Annotated in this window: 15 protein-coding genes and 1 pseudogene; 9 read left to right on the top strand and 7 right to left on the bottom strand. The window is 45.0% G+C overall.

The window, feature by feature from the left end:
• Positions 1–140: 140 nt before the first annotated feature.
• The 3 genes from NIES1031_RS01300 to grxC form a co-directional block, all read right to left on the bottom strand.
• Complete coding sequence (locus NIES1031_RS01300) at positions 141–899, bottom strand: lysophospholipid acyltransferase family protein (protein WP_218596630.1); 759 nt, start codon at positions 897–899, stop codon at positions 141–143.
• Between the two features lie 280 nt (positions 900–1179).
• A complete protein-coding gene (tadA, locus tag NIES1031_RS01295) occupies positions 1180–1707 on the bottom strand; it encodes a tRNA adenosine(34) deaminase TadA (RefSeq protein WP_218596616.1) in 528 nt (175 codons plus the stop codon).
• Positions 1708–1710: 3 nt separating this feature from the next.
• Positions 1711–2025: a glutaredoxin 3 gene (grxC, locus tag NIES1031_RS01290; protein WP_015189601.1), complete on the bottom strand. Its 315-nt coding sequence runs from the start codon at positions 2023–2025 to the stop codon at positions 1711–1713.
• 331 nt (positions 2026–2356) lie between these two features.
• On the opposite strand from grxC, the gene glpX reads away from it, so the two are divergent.
• The 3 genes from glpX (at position 2357) to NIES1031_RS01275 (ending at position 8054) form a co-directional block, all read left to right on the top strand.
• On the top strand, positions 2357–3394 hold the full coding sequence (gene glpX / locus NIES1031_RS01285) for a class II fructose-bisphosphatase (protein ID WP_073547731.1): 1038 nt from the start codon (positions 2357–2359) through the stop codon (positions 3392–3394).
• A 273-nt stretch (positions 3395–3667) separates the two neighbouring features.
• Entirely contained in the window at positions 3668–4954 is a 1287-nt protein-coding gene (locus tag NIES1031_RS01280) for a glutamyl-tRNA reductase (RefSeq protein WP_073547730.1), read from the top strand.
• Between the two features lie 136 nt (positions 4955–5090).
• A complete protein-coding gene (locus NIES1031_RS01275) occupies positions 5091–8054 on the top strand; it encodes a UPF0182 family protein (RefSeq protein ID WP_073547729.1) in 2964 nt (987 codons plus the stop codon).
• 44 nt (positions 8055–8098) lie between these two features.
• On the opposite strand, the gene NIES1031_RS01270 is transcribed toward NIES1031_RS01275, so the two are convergent.
• The 3 genes from NIES1031_RS01270 to NIES1031_RS01260 are packed head-to-tail and all read right to left on the bottom strand — an operon-like array spanning position 8099 to position 10121.
• Positions 8099–8833, bottom strand: a complete 735-nt coding sequence (locus NIES1031_RS01270) for a carbonic anhydrase (RefSeq protein WP_073547728.1) — start codon at positions 8831–8833, stop codon at positions 8099–8101.
• A gap of 6 nt (positions 8834–8839) precedes the next feature.
• Positions 8840–9148, bottom strand: a complete 309-nt coding sequence (locus NIES1031_RS01265; RefSeq protein ID WP_073547727.1) for a P-II family nitrogen regulator — start codon at positions 9146–9148, stop codon at positions 8840–8842.
• Positions 9149–9152: 4 nt separating this feature from the next.
• Complete coding sequence (locus NIES1031_RS01260; protein ID WP_073547726.1) at positions 9153–10121, bottom strand: sodium-dependent bicarbonate transport family permease; 969 nt, start codon at positions 10119–10121, stop codon at positions 9153–9155.
• A gap of 412 nt (positions 10122–10533) precedes the next feature.
• Here NIES1031_RS01260 and NIES1031_RS23115 point away from each other — a divergent pair.
• From NIES1031_RS23115 to NIES1031_RS01235, 4 genes and pseudogenes are all read left to right on the top strand, one after another.
• Positions 10534–11054, top strand: a pseudogene (locus NIES1031_RS23115) (cytochrome P450).
• A 353-nt stretch (positions 11055–11407) separates the two neighbouring features.
• Complete coding sequence (locus NIES1031_RS01245; RefSeq protein WP_073547723.1) at positions 11408–12124, top strand: biliverdin-producing heme oxygenase; 717 nt, start codon at positions 11408–11410, stop codon at positions 12122–12124.
• A 117-nt stretch (positions 12125–12241) separates the two neighbouring features.
• On the top strand, positions 12242–13291 hold the full coding sequence (gene cobW / locus NIES1031_RS01240; protein WP_073547722.1) for a cobalamin biosynthesis protein CobW: 1050 nt from the start codon (positions 12242–12244) through the stop codon (positions 13289–13291).
• 49 nt (positions 13292–13340) lie between these two features.
• Positions 13341–13937, top strand: a complete 597-nt coding sequence (locus NIES1031_RS01235; protein WP_073547721.1) for a chromophore lyase CpcT/CpeT — start codon at positions 13341–13343, stop codon at positions 13935–13937.
• Between the two features lie 75 nt (positions 13938–14012).
• On the opposite strand, the gene hemF is transcribed toward NIES1031_RS01235, so the two are convergent.
• Positions 14013–15047 (bottom strand): oxygen-dependent coproporphyrinogen oxidase, encoded by a 1035-nt coding sequence (gene hemF / locus NIES1031_RS01230; protein ID WP_073547720.1) that lies wholly within the window; start codon positions 15045–15047, stop codon positions 14013–14015.
• 502 nt (positions 15048–15549) lie between these two features.
• Between hemF and NIES1031_RS01225 the strand changes: the two genes are divergently transcribed.
• Together NIES1031_RS01225 and NIES1031_RS01220 are read left to right on the top strand one after the other, a co-directional pair.
• On the top strand, positions 15550–16074 hold the full coding sequence (locus NIES1031_RS01225) for a polyketide cyclase / dehydrase and lipid transport (RefSeq protein ID WP_073547719.1): 525 nt from the start codon (positions 15550–15552) through the stop codon (positions 16072–16074).
• A gap of 228 nt (positions 16075–16302) precedes the next feature.
• Positions 16303–17373: an Mrp/NBP35 family ATP-binding protein gene (locus NIES1031_RS01220; protein ID WP_073547718.1), complete on the top strand. Its 1071-nt coding sequence runs from the start codon at positions 16303–16305 to the stop codon at positions 17371–17373.
• The last annotated feature ends 49 nt before the right edge of the window (positions 17374–17422 follow it).

Below are 17422 nucleotides of genomic sequence, written 5' to 3'. Positions count from 1 at the left end.
GCACGTAGCGCCCAAAGAGAGCGCATATCAATTCGCTACTACCTTTATCCCCAAAAACTCAATATCTTGGTATGCTGCCGTGCATACTGTGTTTGGTAGCCCCAAAGCGCATTTTTAATATAAATTAATTCATAATTTTTCTAAAAACTAGCGATCGAATCATCAGAAAGCGAATCGTTGCTTTTGACTTCTGATGCTTGTACAGTCGGTAATTCTGCCTCGTGAGCGTTCAGAGCATTAAGTGCGGCTTCTAAGTCTGTTGTCAGCGCTTTAGCATTTTGTTTGATTGAGCCTGTGTTGTAATCTGCAACTGAGATCGGAGAACCGATGCGAATCTTCACTTCGCAGCCCCAGTGAGGGTAAGGTTGACTGTAAGACAGATTGATCGGGACGATTTTGATTCCTAATCCAGGCTGACTCGATTCTGCACTCAAAGCAATACGTGCTAACCCTGGCTTAAGAGGGTGAACCGTACCATCACGGAAAATATTGCCCTCTGGAAAAATCACCATCATTTCTCCTGCTTGCAGTAGCTCGACTCCATGACGTAGCGTCGAAATCGCCGGATGCTTCGTATCGATCGCAAATCCTCCCAAACGACAGATAAACCACCCTTGGACTCCTCGCACTTCATCGGCGGATACCATAAAGCGTAAGTCTCTTCCCGTGACCATTCTGCCTGTCGCGTAAGGGACAAGTAGAGCATCCCAACGCGAGCGGTGTGTAGGCGCAAGAATGACGGGTCCTGTGGTAGGTAAGTTTTCCTGTCCGATGACTTCAAGCTTGCTAAAGAAAAACGGTAAGACAACATAACTACCCAATGGGTAGACAAGCTGAGCCAACCAAGGTGAAACACGAGATGTATTAGGAGAAGTAGGAGGAGCCACCTTGGTTTTCATGCGTGTTTCCAATGAACCTACAATAACAAACGGAGGAGAGTCGAGTTGAATCATAACGGTGGCTAGTAAAGGCAAGCAACAATCGTGGCAAAAACATTTCTTCTTCCACCGTAATTTTTCTATCGCCAAATGTCTTGTGTTTCCAGGACACTTTTAGTAGCGTCATGAGGAGCGAAGGGAGAGTGACGAGTGATTAGTTTTGAGTTTTAGAAAGCGCAGTGTGTCGGATGATATTATGCGTGAGTTTTGAATTAAATAAATGTTTTTGACTCTACCAGACTCATAACTCTTCATCTCTGTTGGCTTTTCCGTGCTGTTTAAGCTGTCGCTGCCTGGCAAACCATGCTTGGAGTTGGGCGCGACAAGCTGATTCGAGAATACCGCCAATGACTGTAACGCGGTGATACGAGCAAGCACTATCGGGAATATTAGCCACTGTACGAATTGCCCCAGTTTTGGGATCGTCTGCGCCATAAACTAATAACTTCAGTCGAGCTTGGATAATTGCGCCTGCGCACATTGGGCAGGGTTCTAAGGTGACATAAAGCGTGCAGTTGCTGAGATACCAATTTTGTAAGACTTGACCAGCTTGGCGTAAAGCCAGAATTTCTGCATGGGCTGTAGGGTCTTTGTCTCTTTCTCGGCGATTTTCTGCACTCGCAATAATATTGCCTTGAGAGTCAACAATTACCGCGCCTACAGGAACTTCATTCGCTGCACCTGCTGCTTGCGCAAGCGCGATCGCGCTATTCATCCATTGGCGATGTCTTAGATATTCTGGATGGTCAATGACTGGCGTTGAGTTCACGATTTAAACTGCTGCTGGTTGAGCCAACAACGCGTCTAACTGTCCTTGCGCGTTTAGCTGATACAAGTCATCACACCCGCCGACGTGCTGATTGTTAATAAAAATTTGCGGCACTGTGCGTCGCCCATTTGCGCGTTGTGCCATCTGATTTCTAGCAGCTGTATCGCCATCAATCTTATATTCTGTAAAATTGACACCTTTCCACCACAACAGCAGTTTGGCACGAATGCAATACGGACAGGTTTGCCAAGTGTAAATTTCTACATTGGCTTTAACTCGCTCAGGATGGCGATTGAGAAGTGAATTGAGGTCAAACATAACTAGAGGTCAGGGGTCAGAGAGATAACAAAATGAAAAAGAAAAAGCTGAAAGGTTATTATTTTTCAGATATTTATGCTAACTACTAGCTTAGATCAACTTAGAAAGCAGCACAAAGCGAAGATTTACAGTAAAATTTGCAACTGAAAAATTAATAGAAAAACACCCTTGCCCCTAGCCTCTCGCTTTGCGCTCCTCTTAGAAAGCAGCAAAACTTAACACCAACTCTGCTAACACCTCTCGGCATAGGTATCCTCCCTTTGGTAGACTTGAGAACTGGAATCGCTCGAAAAAACAGTAGTTGTAGCCAGCAGTTGGGAGGAAAAAGTTAGTGGAAAACACTTTAGGGTTAGAAATTATTGAAGTTGTCGAACAAGCTGCGATCGCCAGTGCGCGCTGGATGGGCAAAGGCGAAAAAAACACGGCTGACCAAGTTGCTGTCGAAGCAATGCGCGAGCGAATGAACAAGATCTATATGCGGGGTCGCATCGTTATCGGTGAAGGCGAGCGCGATGATGCTCCGATGCTTTACATTGGGGAAGAAGTCGGCATTTGTACCCGTGAAGATGCCAAAGACTACTGCAACCCAGATGAGTTAGTCGAAATCGATATCGCAGTTGACCCTTGCGAAGGTACAAACTTAGTTGCCTATGGACAAAACGGCTCGATGGCGGTACTTGCGATCTCCGAAAAAGGTGGCTTGTTTGCTGCGCCTGACTTTTACATGAAAAAACTGGCTGCGCCACCTTTAGCGCGCGGTCATGTTGATATCAATAAATCGGCTACCGAAAACCTGAAGATTCTTTCTGAATGCTTAAATCGTGCGATTGAAGAATTAGTCGTGGTTGTTATGGATCGCCCCCGCCACAAAGAGTTGATTCAAGAAATTCGTCAAGCGGGTGCTAGAGTACGCCTAATCAGCGATGGTGACGTTTCGGCGGCAATTTCTTGTGCCTTTTCAGGAACAAACGTTCATGCGTTGATGGGAATTGGTGCGGCTCCCGAAGGCGTGATTTCGGCTGCTGCTTTGCGGTGTTTGGGTGGACACTTCCAAGGTCAACTGATCTACGATCCAGAAGTAGTGAAAACAGGTTTGATCGGTGAAAGCAAAGAAAATAACATAGCACGACTTAAGGAAATGGGCATCAATAACCCAGATAAAGTTTACAATGCTGATGAGCTAGCTTCTGGTAACACTGTACTGTTTGCGGCTTGTGGCATTACTCCAGGAACTTTAATGGAAGGTGTCCGGTTCTTCAAGGGAGGCGCGAGAACTCAGAGTTTGGTCATCTCTAGCCAGTCTCGAACAGCGCGCTTTGTGGATACAATCCATATGTTTGAAGAACCAAAGGCGCTACAACTGCGATAAGCCGTAAAGTGTGAGGCAATGGGATACGTCCTAATCCCGTAAAATCTAAATTTATAACGGGATTGCCTCGTACTTGTATTAAATTTACCCTAACCCACCGCGGTCAATGCAGTTGGTTAAAAAGCAAATTCAATCCTTCGCTTGCGACATCGTTCATTAGCAAGCACCTAGTATCAAAGTATCAAAATTTTGTTTAGGAAATAGGAAAGCGGTAAACCCCGCCCCGTTTTCCTCCCTATCTCGCCAAGGTAGGGTATCCAGCGGGCAATAAGAATGAATATTGCGGTAGTGGGACTCAGTCATAAAACAGCCCCAGTCGAAGTTAGAGAAAAGCTAAGTATTCCCGAATCACAAACCGAAAGCGCGATCGCGCATCTCTTGACATACCCTCATATTGAAGAAGTTGCGATTCTCAGCACGTGCAACCGCCTGGAAATTTATATTGTCGCGCGGGAAACACAGCAGGGTATTCAAGAAGTTGCCCAATTTTTGGCAGATCATAGTAAATTACCTGCGTCAAGCTTGCGGCAACATTTATTTATCTTTCTCCATGAAGATGCCGTCATGCACTTGATGCGCGTCGCTGCCGGATTGGATAGCTTGGTGCTAGGCGAAGGCCAAATCTTAGCACAAGTGAAGCAAACGCACAAGCTAGGACAGCAATACAACGGCATTAAATTAATTCTTAACAAACTATTTAAACAAGCCCTCACGGCTGGGAAACGCGTCCGGACAGAAACAAGTATTGGAACAGGCGCAGTGTCAATTAGTTCGGCTGCGGTCGAATTAGCACAGCTAAAAGTTCAAAATCTCGCTGCTTGTCGGGTGATGATTATTGGCGCGGGTAAGATGTCGCGCTTACTCGTACAGCATCTCATCGCCAAAGGCGCAGCCCAAATTTGTATTATCAATCGCTCGCGACAACGCGCCGAAGAGTTAGCAAATCAGTTTCGCCAAATTGACTTGCAGTTACACTCGATGTCCGAAATGATGTCAGTGATGGCAATGTCAGACTTGGTATTTACAAGTACCGCAGCGACAGAACCCCTGTTAGATCGCGCCAAGCTAGAAGCGGCGTTAGAGCCAAGTCGCTCCTTAATGTTATTTGATATTTCGGTTCCGCGTAACGTTCATGCGGATGTGAATGAATTATCCTTTGTGCAAGCCTTTAACGTCGACGACCTAAAAGCCGTTGTCGCGCAAAATCATGAAAGCCGCCGTCGCATGGCAATGGAAGCCGAAAAGCTTTTAGAAGAAGAAGTGACTGCATTTGAGGTGTGGTGGCGATCGCTCGATACTGTCACGACAATTAGCTGTTTGCGCGACAAAGTAGAAACAATTCGCGAACAAGAATTAGAAAAAGCGTTATCGCGGCTTGGTTCAGAGTTTGCCGAAAAACATCAAGAAGTGATCGAAGCATTAACACGAGGAATTGTGAACAAAATCCTTCACGATCCGATGGTACAACTGCGATCGCAGCAAGATATCGAAGCCCGCAAGCGCTGTATGCAAACGCTGCAAATGTTGTTTAATCTAGATGTAGAAGAACAATTTAGCTAGGGGTCAGAGGTCAGAGGTCGGGGGTCAGAGTTTAATCGAGTTTCACGAATTTGCAATTGAAGCATAGCTTACTCAAAAACCTGAGTAAACATTTGTTATTCCCTAGCCTCTAGCCTCTGATACCCGATCTCTAACTATGTCTAAAACTTTCGGAAACCGCATTTTTTCGCCACTGGCAATCTTAATAGGCGTGTGGATAGTTATTGAACTAGTCACGCGGTTTATTGGTGAGTGGCTGTGGTTTCAGGAAGTTGGTTATTTATCCGTTTTTCTCATCCGGTTGCGGACGCAGATAGGATTGTGGGCGCTTGTCTTTTTTCCTTCGGTGGCGTTTTTGTTTGGCAATTTAGCGATCGCGCAACGTCTTAAGTCTTCCAAGTACGAAATTACTCAAACAACGAGGAGAGATCGTGACCCAACACCAAAAAGCTTCGGGTTGCGCTGGCTACTCACTCTTATCCTGTTGTTGTGCGTGTTAGTGGGATTTATATTGGGGTACTACTTGTATGAAGTATTGAGTATTTGGCAGCCTCAATTGCGCTTTCCACCCGCTTTGCAGTTACAGTCATGGTTACCTGTTGTTCGTTTTTTCCAACAAATTGGGCAAGCACTGCCATTTCCTATTCCCTATTGGCAAGTTGTTGTCATTGTAGGATTGACCCTGGCTTTGGGTTTAGGAGGTTTGAGTACAGCAATTTTAGCAGGCCCGTATTTTTGGTTAAGAGCGATCGCCCTTGCCATGAGTCTGAGTATTGCCCTAGTCGCCGCGCAGCGTTGGGATACAGTTTTGAAATACTTTTATCCCACCAGTTTTAATGGAGTCGATCCGGTATTCGAGCGCGATATTAGCTTTTATGTGTTTTCGCTACCAGTCTGGGAACTTGTGCGATTTTGGATTTTAGGATTGTCGCTGTATGGTTTAGTTGCAGTTACGTTAACTTATCTACTTGCTGGCAATACGCTGAGTCAAGGTAAATTCCCTGGATTTACCCTAGCGCAAATTCGCCATTTAGACATTCTAGGAAGTTTAGTTTGTGCAGCGATCGCACTGCATTATTGGTTAGGACGCTACGGATTACTTTACTCTACCCGTGGTACTACCTATGGTGCTAGCTTTACAGACGTCACTGTTGATTACCCAGTTTACACTGCGCTCAGCCTAGGCTCGGCCGCAATTTCACTCATCTTAGTTTGGCAAGCCGTTTTCTCCACCGATAGGCGTTCTCCTTGGCGTCCTTTGCGCCTTGGTGGTTCGTTTATTGCTGGCGCGATTTTGTACGTCACCGTGATTGCGATCGCCACCTACACCGTCCCCACAATCGTACAACGGCTGGTCGTTGAACCCAACGAACTCGCCCGCGAAACTCCCTTTATTCAGCGCAGTATTGCTTATACGCGTCAAGCTTTTGATTTAACCCGAATTGAGGCAGAAACCTTTAATCCTCAACCGACGCTAACCGCTGCTGACTTACAAGAAAACGATCTGACAATTCGCAATATCCGCTTGTGGGATACGCGCCCCTTGCTGGAAACAAATCGTCAATTACAGCAAATTCGCACGTATTACAGCTTTCCGAATGCAGATATTGACCGTTATACGCTCCTGAGTGCGGTTCCTGGGGAAACAACCGAGCGACGCCAAACGATCATTGCTGCGCGCGAACTCGACTATACCGCGATTCCCCAACAAGCACAAACCTGGGTCAACCAACACCTCGTCTACACCCACGGATACGGCTTCACTCTAAGTCCAGTTAATACCGTAGCGCCTGGAGGCTTGCCCGACTACTTTATTCAAAATATTGGTGTTGATACGGGCACTGGTGAAAATGGTGCTTTAGAAATCGCCAATGAACAAATTCGCGCGAGTATTCCCATCGGACAGCCACGCATCTATTACGGGGAAATTACGAACAATTACATCATGACGGGTACGCGCGTCCAAGAATTAGATTATCCTAGTGGCAATGAAAACGTCTACACTACGTATGACGGTCGCGGAGGAATCGGGATCGGTGCATTTTGGCGGCGGCTATTATTTGCGCAATATCTCAAAGATTGGCAGATGCTGCTAACGCAGGATTTTACACCGCAAACAAGGTTGCTATTTCGACGTAATATTAGACACCGAGTGCAAGCGATCGCCCCGTTTTTGCGTTACGACAGAGATCCCTATTTAGTTGCAGCCGATGGTGGTAATACGACACGACAAGGTGAGAATACTTATTTGTATTGGATTATAGATGCATATACAACAAGCGATCGCTATCCGTATTCTGATCCTGGTACTGATAACTTTAACTACATTCGCAACTCGGTTAAAGTTGTGATTGATGCTTATAACGGCTCAGTAGATTTCTACATTGCCGATCCTACCGATCCTGTCATTAACACAATATCCGCGATTTTTCCTGGGTTATTAAAACCACTTGAGGCAATGCCAGCGGCTTTACGCAGTCATATTCGTTACCCCATTGATCTTTTTAGTACGCAGTCTGAGCATTTATTAACGTATCACATGACCGATACGCAAGTCTTTTATAACCGCGAAGATTTGTGGCGAATTCCCACAGAAATTTATGGAACCGAACCGCAACCAGTCCAACCGTATTTTTTAATTACGCGCATTCCCACCGAAGAAACCGAGGAATTTATTCTGCTCATACCGTTTAACCCCGTATTACGTCCTAACTTAATCGGTTGGCTAGCCGCGCGTTCCGATGGCGAACAGTACGGTAGGTTGTTGTTGTATGAGTTTCCGAAACAACTTTTAGTTTTTGGACCTGAGCAAGTTGAAGCAAGGATTAACCAAGATCCTGTGATTTCACAGCAAATCTCATTATGGAATCGTCAAGGTTCGCGCGTGATTCAAGGAAATCTATTAGTTATTCCAATTGAGGACTCTTTGTTGTACGTAGAACCGCTTTATTTAGAAGCTGAACAAAATAGTTTACCGACGTTTGTCCGAGTGATTGTTGCTTACGAAAACCGCATTGTCATGGCAGAAACACTGCAACAAGCACTCGATGCCATTTTCCAACCAGAAATCACACCTGCAACACCTATTATTCGTCCGGTAGATCCGGTAGAAGAGAATTAAGTGAACTGTAGCAGAGGTCAGGGGGAGATCAGGCAGAGAACGAGTTATGAGTTATGACCATATTGACTATTATTATTATCGGTAATGATAACTTTTCCCGTATCTAAATCGTAGCGACCGCCGACGATTTTCAATTTGCCTGATCGCAGCCGTTCGCTTAAGAGTGGCGATCTCTTGAGTGTTTCAATCTGATATTGCACATTCGCAACCACAGCATTATCAACCGCATCGCCTGGTTGTTCCTTAACTTGGTCTACTGCTGGCAAAATTGCCTTGACAAAGCTACCAATCTCACCAGGTAACACTTGATTTTTCACCGCAGCAGTAACCGCACCACAGCGCTCGTGACCTAATACCATCAATACAGGAGTACCTAACAAGACAACTGCATACTCAATACTACCGATCGCCTCAGGCGTGGCAATATTTCCTGCAATGCGGACATCAAAAATATCGCCAATGCCTTGATCGAAAATAATCTCGGCAGGTACGCGCGAATCAGCACAACTCAAAATCGTTGCAAAAGGGTGTTGGGCTTGTGCAACTTCCTGCAATCGGGCTAGTGATTGATCCGGATATTCTGGGTGGTGTTCGGCAAAGCGCAAATTTCCCGCAATTAGCTTTTGTAAAGCGGCATCGGGATCAAGTGATTGCAGAATTGGTTCCGCAGCTTGCGCGGGTTTAATGTGCCAGAAGATATCATTCGCCGTTACGAGTAAACCAACTGTTCCTAATCGCAAGAAGTCACGGCGTTGGATAGAATGCTTTATTGATTTCATGTTTTCTTACATCGAGGCAACACATTTTACCGAGCGAATTTCCATCGCATCGGTGATGTAGCAGGTTCCCCCAAATTTATTGAGTACAGGTCTAATATTTTCAACGACGGGTTTGAGCAGTTCCGGCTTACAAAATGCAATGATGTACACGTTGTCAAGCATCGTCATGTCGAGGTCTTCGCCTTCGCGCAATCCTTTTCCGGCAACATTGCGAATCACAGCATGACCGTGAACGCCTGCTTTATCTAAACCTGCTAAAATTTTGCCAAGCTCAAACGAGTTCGCAATAATTTCGATTCTTTTGACAAGGTGCATATAATCATCTCCACAATAATTCAATTCCGTATAGATAAAGCGGAATGCCAACGATGATATTGAACGGGAATGTGACGGCTAAAGCAGTAGAAACATAAAGGCTGGGATTGGCTTCGGGAACCGTTAGTCGCATCGCTGCTGGAACCGCAATATAAGAAGCACTAGCACACAGCACCGCAAATAAGAGTGCATCGCCTTGAGGCATCCCAATAAACTTAGCGATTGATAAACCAATACCGGCGTTGAGTATTGGAATCAAGATGGCAAATGAGATGAGGAAAACTCCCGTTTTTTGCAAGTCCTTAATTCGGCGCGCCGCAACGAGTCCCATATCTAGCAAAAAGAAGGCGAGAACACCATAGAACATTCCTTGAGTAAAAGGTTCCATCACCTGCCAACCATGTTCCCCTGTCAAGATCCCAATCAGCAGACTACCAACGAGGAGAAAGACGGAACTATTGAGGAACGCTTCTTGTAACACTTCTGACCAAGCAAAGTCACGGTCGCTATCCGTTGTGAAGAGATTGACCAAGATTAGACCAATAATGATCGCTGGAGATTCCATCAGTGCCAGGGCAGCAACCATGTAACCATCAAAATCAATGCCGAGTTCTGTGAGAAATGCACTGGCAGTAATGAACGTCACTGCACTAATTGAGCCATACGTAGCGGCGATCGCTGCCGCGTCATAATTATCCAGCTTCAACTTTAGAATAAAAAACGTATAAATTGGCACAAAACACGCCATCAACATTGCCGCCAACAGCGTCAGAACAACCGCTTGCGTAATCCCACTTTTCGCTAGTTCTACGCCTCCCTTGAATCCGATCGCCAGCAGCAGATAAAGCGAGAGGAGTTTGGGAACAGGAGGAGGAATTTCTAAATCCGACTTAACGAGAACAGCGGTCATTCCCAAGAAGAAAAATAGGACAGGTGGATTCAGGATGTTGGATACGATCAAGCTACCATCCATCTCCATTCCTCCTCATGCCGATCAAATCGAAAATTAAAAAAACTTTGCATTACAAAAGGCTTACGCGACCATTGATTCATGATGTAGCGCGTACAGTTACCTTGTGTCAATCAAGTGAGGAAACATTGCTAGAAATATCAGCATGAGATAGCTTGTGCTTGAAGTATAAAAATTGAACTCTGTTTAGCTACGACATCGGCTTGCTGGCAAAAGTTTTGACTCAAGAATTGTTCATTTAGAGCCACTTCAGCAAACACCAGCAAAATCCCTAAAAAAGGAAGTTGCGATTGATTATATATTTAGTAAACGTCATCAGCGTAGAGGATATCGACGACGAAGGTTACAGATAGTCGTGTTCTCAAAGTACCTAGTCCTCAGCCATCCAAATTCTTGGGACTCGCAACACCCATAAATGGCGGCTGACCTTTTTGATGAATTAGCAGATAAGCTCAAGGGTGAAGCACCGACGGTTGAACAATTGCAGCAGTTACCGTTATTAGAGCGTGTTATTAAAGAAAGTATGCGGGTCCTGCCACCTGTACCTTGGAATAAACGCGTTACTTCAACAACCGAGTTAGGCGGCTATACCTTGCCCGCGGGGACTGAGGTATTTGTGAGCCAGAGGAGTTTAATCCCGATCGCTTGCAAAAAATCACTCCTACTTCGTTTGAATACAATCCCTTTGGTACTGGAACGCGTACCTGTATTGGCGCGGCGTTTGCGATGATGGAAATCAAAATTTTGCTAGCAATGCTTTTACAGCGATTTCGCCTACAATGTCTTTCTCAGACAAAAATTGACCGCACGGGGCTGATTGTCATGGCACCCAAATACCAAATGCCGATGATTACCCACAAGCAAGACGGCTGTGTTACTCAGGCAATAGCATCTATCCATGGTAACGTGCGAGACATGGTGCAACCGCCTAGTTAGCTACAAGGCTATTAGTTAAAAAACTTCGTAAAGTTCGGGGGTTTATAAAAAATCGTAATATCTTAGTTGAGTACTATTGTTAATCTTTTATTGTTGCTTGTCAAAACCTTGTATTTCCTACGTTTCAGGTTAGATCCCTTAAGTAAAAGTAGCGCTCTAATTGCGAAGTGTTCATGACTCAGTGCCGGAAATACACTACAACTTCAATCGCTACGCAGCCATTTCCGGCAGCAACTTCAGAATTTTTAACACAAATGTTAAGCAAATCGTTTTACTGTAACGATTTAGTGGCTCTAATTTGCCGTTTGTAGATTGACACTTCAGCAGTAAAAATTAATATTGGGAATTTAAGCATGAGCAGTAATTTAGCAACAAAATTGCGTGAGGGTACAAAAAAAGCCCATACGATGGCTGAAAACGTTGGTTTTGTCAAGTGCTTTTTAAAAGGAGTCGTCGAAAAAAATTCGTATCGTAAGCTAGTCGGCAATTTCTACTTTGTCTACTCCGCGATGGAAGAAGAAATGGAACGGCATCAGCAGCACCCAATCGTATCAAAAATTTATTTTAAACAACTTAACCGACAACGCAGCTTAGAACAAGACTTGAGCTACTACTATGGTTCTAACTGGAGAGAGCAAGTTGAACTGACTCCTGTCGGCAAAACTTACGTTAACCGCATCCGCGAAATATCTAACACCGCACCAGAACTCTTAATCGCGCACTCGTACACGCGTTATATTGGCGATCTCTCTGGCGGACAAATTCTGAAAAACATTGCCCAACGCGCAATGAACTTATCCGAAGGACAAGGAGTCGCTTTCTACGAATTTAAAGATATTCCTGACGAAAAAGCTTTCAAAGCCACTTACCGTCATGCATTGAACGAACTACCCATCGATGAAGCAACTGCCGATCGCATTGTTGATGAAGCCAATGCGGCTTTTGGATTGAATATGAAGCTGTTTAATGAGTTAGAAGGTAACTTGATCAAAGCAATTGGTCAAATGCTATTCAATACCTTGACACGTCGTCGCACGCGTGGTAGCACTGAATTGGCAACTGCTGAGTAAATGAGATAATAAATCATAGCTGAATAAGCTTTAGGGGCAGTACCCTTGAGATGACTTGGATGTTCGCATTCAGGAGATCGCAAGCAGATTGCCCCACTGTTGTCTCTCAAAACAGATATGGCATTTAAAAAAATTCCGGTTACGATCGTCACTGGCTTTCTTGGTAGCGGTAAAACGACACTCATTCGCAACTTATTACAAAACAACCAAGGTAGACGCATCGCAGTTCTCGTCAACGAATTTGGCGAATTAGGAATTGATGGTGAGTTACTCAAATCTTGTCAAATCTGTCCCGAAGATGGTGACGGTACAGATAATATCGTTGAACTCACGAATGGTTGCTTGTGCTGTACGGTGCAAGAAGAGTTTTTACCGACGATGCAGCAGCTATTACAGCGGCGTGACAGCATTGACTGTATATTGATCGAAACTTCGGGTTTAGCCCTACCCAAGCCCCTTGTAAAAGCCTTTCGTTGGCACGAAATTCGTAACGCTGCGACTGTCGATGCCGTTATTACAGTAGTCGATTGCGCCGCCGTCGCCGCCGGAACTTTTGCCAGCGATCCTGAAGCTGTTGAACGCGATCGCCAAGCCGATCCCAACTTAGAACACGAAACACCCTTACAAGAATTATTTGAAGATCAACTCGCGTGTGCGGATTTAGTCGTTTTAAACAAAACAGATTTAGTCGATAGCGCAACTCAGGCAGAAATTATTAACTTAGTACAACAGGAATTACCAAGAGTCGTCAAAATCGTTGCATCCACAAACGGACAACTCGACACTGATATTCTCCTCGGAGTCAATGCTGCTGTAGAAGACGACTTAGCCGCACGTCCTAGCCACCATGATACTGAAGAAGACCACGACCACGACGACGAAATTACCTCGGCACATTTAGTTCTCAACCGTAGCTTCGATCCGCAAAAACTCCAAAAGCAACTGCAAACCTTAGCGCAAGAACAAGAAATTTATCGCATTAAAGGCTTTGTCGCTGTACCAAATAAGCCAATGCGTCTCGTATTACAAGGAGTCGGCGGACGCTTTGAACAATTTTATGACCGGATGTGGCAACCAGAAGAACCGCAGCAAACCAAATTAGTTTTTATTGGGCGTAATCTCGAACCATCGGTAATCGCGTCGCAGTTAAATGTGGTTAGTGGTTAGGAGTTAGTGGTTCACTATTGACTACTGCCCAATCACCTTATCCAGAATTATGACTTTATCATCGCAGCTAAAGGCGCTAGCGCAGTATCTAACTGGCGAATTTACGAATCAAGAACAAGCGATCGCTGAACCTGCTTGGTACGTTCACCTGCGTCTTTGGCATCAACCCGTAGCGGTATTTACCGAAGATAGTTATACGCTGTTTGCCGAACAAGCAAATATTGTCAAACTCGATCAACCGTATCGACAGCGCCTGATCCGCCTCCAACAGCGCCCTGACGACGTTGCACTGCAAGTACAGTATTATATGCCTAAAAACCCTACTACGCTGCGTGGTGCGGGTGCTAACCCCGATATTCTCAAAATGCTGACACCCGAAGACTTTGAGTTACTTCCAGGCTGTCTTCTTGATGTCACCGTCAACCGACTCGAACGCGATTATCATTTTAAAGCTACTTTACCAAGCGATCGCCGCTGCTGTTTTTCCTACGCGGGCAACACTGTACAAGTCTCCATCGGCTTTGAAGCCTCTCCAGAAGAATTTTTAAGCTACGACAAAGGAATCGACTCCACAACAGGTAAAGCCACCTGGGGAGCGATTCTCGGTCCCTATCGTTTTCGGAAACTTAACAGAAATCAGGGTTAATACAGGGGTTCTTCAAAATTCAACACACGTAATGCCGCAATCGTAAAAATTTCTTCCCCAGCTTCTCTTGCGGGATCATCCCTGATTTTTCCAATTTGCCCAATCTTGAGGCTTTAGGAATATTTCATACAACTCCGCTTCGGGCGTATTCGGTTCGGGTTCGTAGCAGTATTCCCAACGTACCAAAGGCGGTAGCGACATTAAAATTGACTCGGTGCGTCCGTTCGTTTGTAGACCGAAAATCGTGCCTCGGTCGTAAACTAAATTAAACTCTACATACCGACCGCGACGATATAGCTGAAAATGACGTTCGCGATCACCATACTCTATGTCTTTCCGGCGCTTGACAATTGGTGCATATGCTGGTACGAAAGCATCACCGCAATCACGTACAAAAGTAAACAAATCTTCCCAATTGCGTTGTGGTAAATCGCCTAGCAAGTTACTATATGCTGCTGCTGCACCATCGGGCAAAGGACCGCGATACAACTGTCCTTGACCATCTTGGTAGTCAAAAAATATACCACCGACGCCACGAGTTTCTTGACGGTGCTTGAGGTAAAAATATTCGTCACACCAGCGCTTAAAGGTTGGATAATATTCTTTGTGATGTGCATCGCAGGCTTGCTTGAGTGTGGTATGAAAATGTGCTGCATCTTCTGCAAACGGGTAGTAAGGTGTTAAGTCTGCACCACCGCCAAACCACCAAACTGGACCTGCTTCAAAGTAACGATAGTTTAAGTGAACTGTTGGAATATAAGGATTGCGCGGATGCAAAACTAACGAAGTTCCTGTTGCAAACCATTGATGTCCAGATGCTTCGGGACGCTGTGCCAAAATCGAGGGGGGTAAATGCGTTCCCCAAACCTCAGAAAAATTAACTCCGCCTTGTTCAAAAACTGCGCCATCGCGCATCACACGCGATCGCCCGCCGCCACCTTCTTCGCGTTCCCAAGCATCTTGGCGAAACTTACCGACACCGTCGAGTTGCTCTAATTCCTGACAGATTTTATCTTGCAGATTCTGCATCAGCTGCTTAACTCGAACTTTAGCATCTTCTGGTGGTGGAGATTGGGAGGAGGTTATCTGAGGATTTAAAGCAGTCGTCATAAGTCAACTTAAATTTCTTAAAAGCAATATTTCCAGACTTGTGTCAGGCTGAGTCAATAAAAGTGTTTGCTATTACATTGCTCAACTGTGGCACAAATAACAATTGTGCCTTGTTCTGTACCTTCAATTTTAAAATGCAACAATTCTTTCCAGATTCTGATTGTGATGTTAGTTTACTAGCTGTTGTCGCCTATAGTAATGATTACCTACAACGCATTGCCTACATTCTGACGACACTTAATTGACTCGTTGTGACTTTCATCAATTTCTATCATTTGAGGGAAGACAAAAACTGAATATTATCTGAGAGTTTGACAAATAAATTGCGCGAAGAATGTAGTAACAATCCTTAAAGATAGCAGGAATTGAAATTTTGCAACAAACGTACTAGATTTTAGCGAAGTAGGCTAAAAAAATAGGCTACATTGAGCGCTCAAAATCGGTAGCGATCGCCAACAAACAAATTCAGTTTTGGCACGCTACAGACAGGAGGATTAGAAAGATGCTAGGCTGCTTGTCCAAAATTATTCACCATAGAGGTCGCCGGTTTCAGTGTTCTTTAGTACGAACATATCGAGAAATCAGTTCAGCCTCGGTGGATGAACTTTGGCAAAAAGTCGTCAATTTGGCAGATGTCTCTTGGCATCCTTTGCTTACTAGCACCAATGTTCCGAACGGATTAATACCCAAACCAGGTTTAATTTTCCAAGCAGTGACGCGCTTAGGTCCAATTCCGATTCGGATTTTTGTCGAACGCGTGCATCCTGGAGAAATGATGAGCGTGCGCGTGTTATCAATTCCAGGGATAGAAGAACGCGTCATTTACCGTGTAGAGTCAACGGTGTGCGGTACCTGTGTTTCCTACTCAGTAACATTAAATGGGTGGTTGTCACCTTTGATCTGGTCTTTAATTCGACCTCGTGCAGCAAAAGTTGCAGCGGCTTTAGCAGCAGCGGCGGAACAAGCAGCAAACACTGCACTCTCAACCGAACCGAAGCCTCTAAATGACAGATGTTTTGATTTTTAAGCTAACGCAAATGTGCTTGCTAAGCCAAAAAAACATAAGCTCTATCAAAGCTAAGTATCAATAAATTAAATCATCTATCCTAAATCCTCACAACGTGCCTTATCTATCGGTTGTCGTCTCTCGCTTCTTGTCTCTAGTCGCTCACTCAGGACAGCACTTGCCCGTTAAGATTTAGGCAGGGGCAATTTTTTTTGCCACAGTTGCGCCTTGCTTGAGAGTGAACCAACCATGTCAGAAATACTCAACTCCAGTTCTGTTTTAGAAGTTTTGCGCCCCGTACAAGATCCCGAACTTCGCAAAAGCTTGGTGGAACTGAACATGATTCGCAACGTCAAGATTGACGATGGCAAGGTCAGCTTCACCTTAGTGTTAACGACTCCAGCTTGTCCGTTGCGAGAATTTATCGTAGAAGACTGTCAGAAAGCTGTGAAGCAGTTACCAGGTATAACCGATGTTTCTGTTGATGTAACCGCCGAAACGCCACAACAAAAAAGCCTACCTGACCGTGCTGGAATTGCTGGTGTCAAAAATATTTTGGCAGTGTCTAGTGGTAAAGGAGGAGTCGGAAAAAGTACTGTTGCTGTGAATGTCGCAGTTGCACTTGCCCAAACAGGAGCAAAAGTTGGGTTACTCGATGCCGATATTTACGGACCGAATGCACCAACGATGCTAGGACTTGGGGACAGTCAAGTCATGGTACGGCAAGGTAAACAAGGTGAAGTACTAGAACCGGCGTTCAATCATGGCGTGAAATTGGTATCGATGGGATTTTTGATTGATCGCGATCAACCTGTAATTTGGCGCGGACCCATGCTGAATGGTATTATTCGCCAATTTTTGTATCAAGTTGAGTGGGGAAATTTAGATTATCTCATTGTTGATATGCCTCCAGGGACAGGCGATGCACAATTAACGCTGACGCAAGCAGTTCCTATGGCGGGTGCAGTCATTGTCACGACACCACAAACTGTAGCGCTACTTGATGCGCGTAAAGGCTTGCGGATGTTTCAGCAAATGCAAGTTCCTGTATTGGGCATTGTCGAAAATATGAGTTACTTCATCCCTCCAGATATGCCAGATAAGCAGTATGACATTTTTGGTTCGGGTGGTGGCGAAAAAACTGCTGCGGAACTTGGCGTACCGTTACTCGGATGCGTACCGCTAGAAATAACCTTACGTCAAGGTGGCGATCGCGGCGTTCCAATTGTGGTTGCAGACCCTGATTCCGCCTCTGCCAAAGCCTTAAAAGCGATCGCCCTCAGTATTGCTGGTAAAGTCTCTGTCGCAGCTTTAACTTAGAAATAAGGGAACGTGAGTCAGAAGTTAGCACGCCTACCCGCTCAACTTA

The sequence above is a fragment of the Chroogloeocystis siderophila 5.2 s.c.1 genome (genome assembly GCF_001904655.1).
Lineage (GTDB): Bacteria > Cyanobacteriota > Cyanobacteriia > Cyanobacteriales > Chroococcidiopsidaceae > Chroogloeocystis > Chroogloeocystis siderophila.
This window is presented reverse-complemented; position numbering and strand designations above follow the sequence as displayed.

Excerpts from the sequence above, each read along its gene's own strand:
- NIES1031_RS01275 (WP_073547729.1), top strand. The coding sequence starts at position 5,091 with ATGTCTAAAACTTTCGGAAACCGCATTTTTTCGCCACTGGCAATCTTA.
- NIES1031_RS01300 (WP_218596630.1), bottom strand. The coding sequence starts at position 899 with ATGAAAACCAAGGTGGCTCCTCCTACTTCTCCTAATACATCTCGTGTT.
- NIES1031_RS01260 (WP_073547726.1), bottom strand. The coding sequence starts at position 10,121 with ATGGATGGTAGCTTGATCGTATCCAACATCCTGAATCCACCTGTCCTA.
- NIES1031_RS01280 (WP_073547730.1), top strand. The coding sequence starts at position 3,668 with ATGAATATTGCGGTAGTGGGACTCAGTCATAAAACAGCCCCAGTCGAA.
- NIES1031_RS01235 (WP_073547721.1), top strand. The coding sequence starts at position 13,341 with ATGACTTTATCATCGCAGCTAAAGGCGCTAGCGCAGTATCTAACTGGC.
- NIES1031_RS01220 (WP_073547718.1), top strand. The coding sequence starts at position 16,303 with ATGTCAGAAATACTCAACTCCAGTTCTGTTTTAGAAGTTTTGCGCCCC.
- grxC (WP_015189601.1), bottom strand. The coding sequence starts at position 2,025 with ATGTTTGACCTCAATTCACTTCTCAATCGCCATCCTGAGCGAGTTAAA.
- hemF (WP_073547720.1), bottom strand. The coding sequence starts at position 15,047 with ATGACGACTGCTTTAAATCCTCAGATAACCTCCTCCCAATCTCCACCA.
- NIES1031_RS01245 (WP_073547723.1), top strand. The coding sequence starts at position 11,408 with ATGAGCAGTAATTTAGCAACAAAATTGCGTGAGGGTACAAAAAAAGCC.
- NIES1031_RS01225 (WP_073547719.1), top strand. The coding sequence starts at position 15,550 with ATGCTAGGCTGCTTGTCCAAAATTATTCACCATAGAGGTCGCCGGTTT.
- NIES1031_RS01265 (WP_073547727.1), bottom strand. The coding sequence starts at position 9,148 with ATGCACCTTGTCAAAAGAATCGAAATTATTGCGAACTCGTTTGAGCTT.
- cobW (WP_073547722.1), top strand. The coding sequence starts at position 12,242 with ATGGCATTTAAAAAAATTCCGGTTACGATCGTCACTGGCTTTCTTGGT.
- NIES1031_RS01270 (WP_073547728.1), bottom strand. The coding sequence starts at position 8,833 with ATGAAATCAATAAAGCATTCTATCCAACGCCGTGACTTCTTGCGATTA.